This window comes from Streptomyces sp. SID1328 (genome assembly GCF_009865595.1).
In the GTDB taxonomy this organism is placed as follows: Bacteria; Actinomycetota; Actinomycetes; order Streptomycetales; family Streptomycetaceae; genus Streptomyces; species Streptomyces griseoluteus.
Window position 1 is genome coordinate 1 of the sequence record NZ_WWKH01000946.1, and the last position, 5,744, is coordinate 5,744.

General features: G+C 72.6%; 4 protein-coding genes and 1 pseudogene. 3 read left to right on the top strand and 2 right to left on the bottom strand.

Annotated elements, in window-relative coordinates:
* Positions 1-167: 167 nt before the first annotated feature.
* On the bottom strand, positions 168-374 hold the full coding sequence (locus GT030_RS30575) for a hypothetical protein (RefSeq protein WP_030805020.1): 207 nt from the start codon (positions 372-374) through the stop codon (positions 168-170).
* A gap of 144 nt (positions 375-518) precedes the next feature.
* On the opposite strand from GT030_RS30575, the gene GT030_RS30580 reads away from it, so the two are divergent.
* The 3 genes and pseudogenes from GT030_RS30580 to GT030_RS37465 all read left to right on the top strand — a co-directional run bounded on the left by GT030_RS30580 (position 519) and on the right by GT030_RS37465 (position 3,053).
* Positions 519-2,357 (top strand): glycoside hydrolase family 15 protein, encoded by a 1,839-nt coding sequence (locus tag GT030_RS30580; RefSeq protein ID WP_161203865.1) that lies wholly within the window; start codon positions 519-521, stop codon positions 2,355-2,357.
* 394 nt (positions 2,358-2,751) lie between these two features.
* Positions 2,752-2,820: pseudogene (locus GT030_RS37460) on the top strand (GNAT family N-acetyltransferase); the annotation flags it as partial.
* A gap of 23 nt (positions 2,821-2,843) precedes the next feature.
* Positions 2,844-3,053 carry a hypothetical protein gene (locus GT030_RS37465; RefSeq protein ID WP_346009779.1) on the top strand — a complete coding sequence of 70 codons (210 nt, stop codon included), beginning with the start codon at positions 2,844-2,846 and terminating at the stop codon, positions 3,051-3,053.
* On the opposite strand, the gene GT030_RS30595 is transcribed toward GT030_RS37465, so the two are convergent.
* Positions 3,025-5,649, bottom strand: a complete 2,625-nt coding sequence (locus GT030_RS30595) for a SpoIIE family protein phosphatase/ATP-binding protein (RefSeq protein WP_161203866.1) — start codon at positions 5,647-5,649, stop codon at positions 3,025-3,027. The two genes, GT030_RS37465 and GT030_RS30595, sit on opposite strands and share 29 nt — an antisense overlap.
* Positions 5,650-5,744: the final 95 nt, after the last annotated feature.

The following is a 5,744-nucleotide window of genomic DNA, read 5'->3' on the forward strand; positions in this document are numbered from 1 at the left end:
GCTCGTCCTCGCGCTCGCCACGTCCGGCGCGCCCGCCGCCACGGCCGCCTCCGCCGTGCTCGGCTACCGCATGCTGACCGTCTGGCTGCCACTGCCTCCCGGCCTGCTCACCCTCGCCGTACTCATGCGCCGCAAGGCGCTGTGAAAGGTGTCGAGGGGCGCTTCCGCTAGGGCAGGAGCTTCTCGATCGCCGCCGAGCCCTCCGTCTCCAGCTTGCGGCGGGCCCAGTCCAGGGTCTTCGGGGTGACGTCCCTGCCCGCCGCCATCACCAGGTCCTCCGGGGTGACGTCCCTGGCCGGGGCGGTGTGCAGCAGGGCGTCCGGGGTGCAGTGGTCGTCGATCGACCGCGACTCTTCGGGCGTGGAACTCGACATGATGCCTCCTCCTCCGGATGGGCGCATCCGTGCCGGTGCCGCCGAACGGGGCACCCTCTCACCATCGGCCGCCGGGCGCCCACGCGCATCCCGAGCGGCCTACGCTGGACGGGCAGCCGTACACCACCTTGGGAGGCCGCAGCGATGGCCGAGACGCCCTTCCAGCAGGAGACCCGGCAGAGCCGCCGCTATCTGCCGATCGCCGAGCACGGCCTGATCGGGGACCTGCGCAGCGTGGCGCTCGTCGGCAGCAACGGCACCATCGACTGGTACTGCTCCCCGTCCTTCGACGCCCCCAGCGTGTTCGCCGCGCTGCTGGACGCCGAGCGCGGTGGCCGGTTCGAGCTGGCGGCCTCCGTCCCTGCGCACACCAAGCAGTTCTACTTCCCCGACACCAATGTGCTGATCACCCGCTTCTTCACCGAGGAGGGCGTCGGCGAGGTGCAGGACTTCATGCCGGTCGGCACCGGCCGATCCGGCGAGGAGGGCCGGCATCGGCTGATCCGCCGCGTGATCTGCGTACGCGGCACCGTGCCGTTCCGCGCCCTGGTCGCGCCCCGCTTCGGGTACGGCGCCGACCCGCACACCCTGCGCGAGGTGGAGGGCCTGCTGCTGTTCGACGCCGGGGAGCGAGCACTCGCGCTCACCGCCACCGTGGCCATGGAATGCGACAGCCGGGACGCGCGGGCCGAGTTCAAGCTCGGCGAGGGCGAGAGCGCGGTGTTCGCGCTGGACCAGGCGGGCGGTGAGATCGCCCCCCGCGGCTGCGCGCACGCCGAGGCCGAGCACGAGTTCAACGCCACCGTCGCTTACTGGCGTCGCTGGCTCGCCCAGTCCCGCTACCGGGGCCGCTGGCGCGAGATGGTGCACCGCTCCGCCCTCACCCTGAAGCTGCTCACCTACGCCCCCACCGGCGCCATCGTCGCCGCCCCCACCACCAGCCTGCCCGAACAGCTCGGCGGGGAGCGCAACTGGGACTACCGCTACGTCTGGGTCCGCGACGCCGCCTTCGCCGTCTACGCCCTGCTCCGGCTCGGCTTCGCCGGCGAGGCCGAGGCGTTCATGCGCTTCGTCACCACCCACATCAGCCCCGGCGACGGAGCCGTCGAGGGCCCGCTCCAGATCATGTACGGCATCGACGGCCGAGCCGAGCTGCCCGAGAGGGAACTCCCGCACCTGGAGGGCTACTCGGGGTCGGCCCCGGTCCGCGTCGGCAACGCCGCCGCCTCGCAGCTCCAACTCGACATCTACGGCGCCCTGATCGACTCCATCTACCTGTACGACAAGTGGGCCCAGCCCATCTCCAGCGCGCAGTGGGACGACTTGTGCCACCTGGTGAACTGGGTGTGCGACCACTGGGACCAGCCGGACGAGGGGGTGTGGGAGACGCGGGGCGGCCGGAAGAACTTCCTGTACTCCCGGCTGATGTGCTGGGTCGCCATCGAACGCGCCATCCGTCTCGCCAACCACCGCGGTCTGCCGGCCGACCTGCCCCGCTGGCGCCGTTCCCGCGACGACATCTACCGCCGCATCATGGACCGCGGCTGGTCCGAGCAGCGGGGCGCCTTCACCCAGTGCGAGGACAGCGACGTACTGGACGCGTCCCTGCTGATGATGCCGCTCGCCAAGTTCATCGCGCCGACCGACCCCAAGTGGCTCTCCACCCTCGACGCCCTCACCGAGGACCTGGTCTCCGACTCCCTCGTCTACCGCTACGACCCCGAGGCCAGCCCCGACGGCCTGCGCGGCGACGAGGGGACCTTCTCCATCTGCTCCTTCTGGTACGTCGAGGCCCTGGTCCGCGCCGGCCGCGTCGACGAAGCCCGCCTGGCCTTCGAGAAGATGCTCACCTACGCCAACCATCTCGGCCTCTACGCCGAGGAGATAGGCCGCACCGGCGAACAACAGGGCAACTTCCCCCAGGCGTTCACCCACCTCGCCCTGATCAGCGCGGCCTTCAACCTGGACAAGGCGCTGGGCTGAATCGGCCTTCCGCCGAGGCCAGTCGACGGTGGACCGCCGCCGTGACGCGCCCGGTGTCGCCCGTCGCGAGCAGGTCCAGCAGCGCGCCCCGCTGCACCGCGAGCACCAGCGTGCGTTCCGCGCGGGCGTCCTCCAGTCGTCTCAGTGAGGCGGAAGGGTTCCGGGAGGACGCGATGACGGAGCGTACGGCGGTCGTACGGCCCCTGGGCCGGCCGGGCGACCTGGGCTGGGTGGTCATGGCCCGTGGTGAGTACGACCGCGAGTTCGGCTGGGACACCGACTTCGAGGCGCTGGTCCGCCTGTCGCCGCCGACTACGCCGAGGGCAAGGAACCCGGACCGCAGGCGGCCTGGATCGCGGAGGTGGACGGGCGGCGGGCGGGCTGTGTCTTCTGCGTGCGCGCGGACGACCGCACCGCCAGGCTGCGCCTGCTCCTCGTCGACCCGGCGGCCCGCGGGTTCGGCGTCGGCGCCCGGCTGATCGAGGAGTGCCTGGCCTTCGCCGCGAGGCCGGGTACGAGGCGATCACCCTGTGGACCAACGACGTCCTCGGCTCCGCGCGCCGCCTCTACGAGCGCCACGGCTTCCGGCTCACCGCCGAGGACCGTCACCACAGCTTCGGCCACGACCTGGTCGGCCAGACCTGGCGGCGCTCTCTCCGGCGGAGCATCACGGCAGGGGCTGTTCCGCCCAGATGATCTTGCCGGTCGGGGTGTAGCGGGTGCCCCAGCGGTCGGAGAGCTGGGCTACGAGGAAGAGGCCGCGCCCGCCCTCGTCGGTGCTGGCGGCGTAGCGGAGGTGCGGGGAGGTGGTGGTGCCGTCCGAGACCTCGCAGATGAGGGTCCGGCCGCGCAGCAGGCGTACGCCGATGGGGCCCCGGCCGTACCGGATGGCGTTGGTGACCAGCTCGCTGAGGATCAGCTCCGTGGTGAAGGTCAGCTCCTCCAGGTCCCAGTCGGCGAGCTGACGGGTCACCTTGGTGCGGATCTCCGACACGGCCGCCGGATCGGCGGGCACCTCCCACTGGGCGACCTGGTCCTCGCCCAGGACGCGGGTCTCGGCCACGATCAGCGCCACGTCGTCCGTGGGCCGTACCGGCAGCCGGTCCAGGACTGTCCGGCAGGTCTCCTCCGGCGAGGCGCCCGTCGCGTGCCGAAGCGCGTCGCGCAGCAGGTCGAGCCCCTCGTCGATGTCCCGTTCCCGGTCCTCCACCAGCCCGTCGGTGTACAGCACCAGCCGGCTGCCCTCCGGCAGCTCCAGATCGGCCGTCTCGAACGGCAGCCCGCCCAGCCCCAGCGGGGGACCGGCCGGCACGTCCGGGAAATCCACCGTGCCGTCCGGCAGTACCAGCGCGGGCGGCAGGTGCCCGGCCCGCCCGATGGTGCAGCGCCGGGACGCCGGGTCGTACACCGCGTACAGACAGGTCGCGCCCGTGACGGCGGCCGCGCCGTCCTCCGGGGTCTCGTCCTGGTCGAGCCGGGCCACCAGCTCGTCCAGCAGGCCCAGCAGTTCGTCCGGGGGCAGGTCGAGCGAGGAGAAGTTGTGCACGGCCGTACGCAGCCGGCCCATCGTCGCCGCCGCGTGCAGCCCGTGCCCGACCACGTCGCCGACCACCAGCGCCACCCGCGCGCCCGGCAGCGGCAGGACGTCGAACCAGTCACCGCCCACCCCGGACTGCGCGGGCAGATACCGGTAGGAGATCTCCAGGGCGTCCTGGTCGGGCAGGGTGCGCGGCAGCAGGCTGCGCTGCAGGGTCACCGCCATGCTGTGCTCGCGGGTGTACCGGCGGGCGTTGTCGATGGACACCGCCGCCCGCGCCACCAGCTCCTCCGCCAGCGCCAGATCCTCGGAGTCGAACGGCTGCGGCTTCTCCGAGCGCCAGAAGTTCGCCACCCCCAGCACCAGATTGCCCGCCCGCAGCGGCACCGTGATCAGCGAGTGGACGCCGTACTCGGTGATCTGCTCGGTCCGCTCCAGATCCTGCGCCTGCCAGCCCGGCGCATCCTTGAGGTCCGGCTCCACCACGGACTGCCCGGTCGCCAGACTGCGCGCCTGCGGCGAGGTCGGCACGAAACGGATGCGCTCGCCCAGCGGATACAGCGGCACGTCCTTGCGGATGCCGCGGAACGCCGCCCGCCGCAGCTCGGTGCCCGGCTTCGGCTCCTCGCCCTTGAGCACCGGCTCGAACAGGTCCACCGTGACGAAGTCCGCGAACCTGGGCACCGCCAGCTCGGCCAGCTCCTCCGCCGTACGGCTCACGTCCAGGCTGGTGCCGATGCCCACTCCGGCGTCGTACAGCATGTTCAGCCGCTCGCGGGCCACCTCGGCGCGGCCGGACAGGGCGCGCAGCTCGGTGGAGTCGCGGAGCGTGGTGACGCTGCCGGGCGGGCCGCCGCGCAGATCGGTGGGCCGCTGGTTGATGGCCAGCAGCCGGTCCTTGACCAGATGCACCTCGTCCGTGGCGACCCGCCCCGAGGCGAGCAGCCCGGCCGTCTCGTCGTCCAGGCCGAGGTCCAGCACGCTGCGCATCTCGGCGTCCTCGGGCAGGTCAAGCAGCCGGTGCGCCTCGTCGTTGGCGAGCAGCAGCTTGCCGCCGTCACCCACGATCAGCACACCCTCCCGGACCGCGTGCAGCACCGCGTCGTGGTGCTCGTACATCCGGGTCATCTCATAGGGGCCGAGGCCGTGGGTCTGGCGCAGCAGGCGCCTGCTGACCAGCGCCGTGCCCGCCGTGGCCAGCGCGAGCGCCGCCGCGGCCGCCGCGAGGAGGAGCGGTAGCTGCTGGTCGGCGGCCCCGCCGACGTGCGCGGTGGTGATGCCGGCCGAGACCAGGCCCACCACCTTGCCGCCCGAGTCCCGCACGGGGACGACCACCTGGACCAGCGGACCGATCGTGCCGGTCAGCTCCTCGACCACCGTCCCTCCGCGCAGCGCGGGCCCGATCGTGCCGACGAACTTCTTGCCGATCCGGTCCGGATCGGGATGGGTGTACCGGATGCCCCGGGTGTTCATCACGACGATGAAGTCGACGTGGGTCGCCTTGCGGGCCGCCTCCGCGCTCGGCTGGAGGACCGCCGTCGGGTCCGGTGCGCGCAGCGCGGCCGCCGTACCGGGGGCATTGGCGAAGGAACCGGCGGCGGACAGGGAACGGTTACGGGCCTCCAGGTCGCTGTCGTGCCGTACCTGGAGCACCTGGGCCACTACGGCCGACACGACCAGCAGCAGCACGATCACCACTTGGAGCAGGAACACCTGCCCGGCGACGCTGCGCCCCGTCGCCGCAGCCCGCAGCACGCCGGGCGGACCGCCGTCGTCGGCACCGCCCGGATGCCGCGCGCCTATGGGCGCGCGCGGGTGCCCGAACGAACGGGGCGCCCGCGGATCGGGTC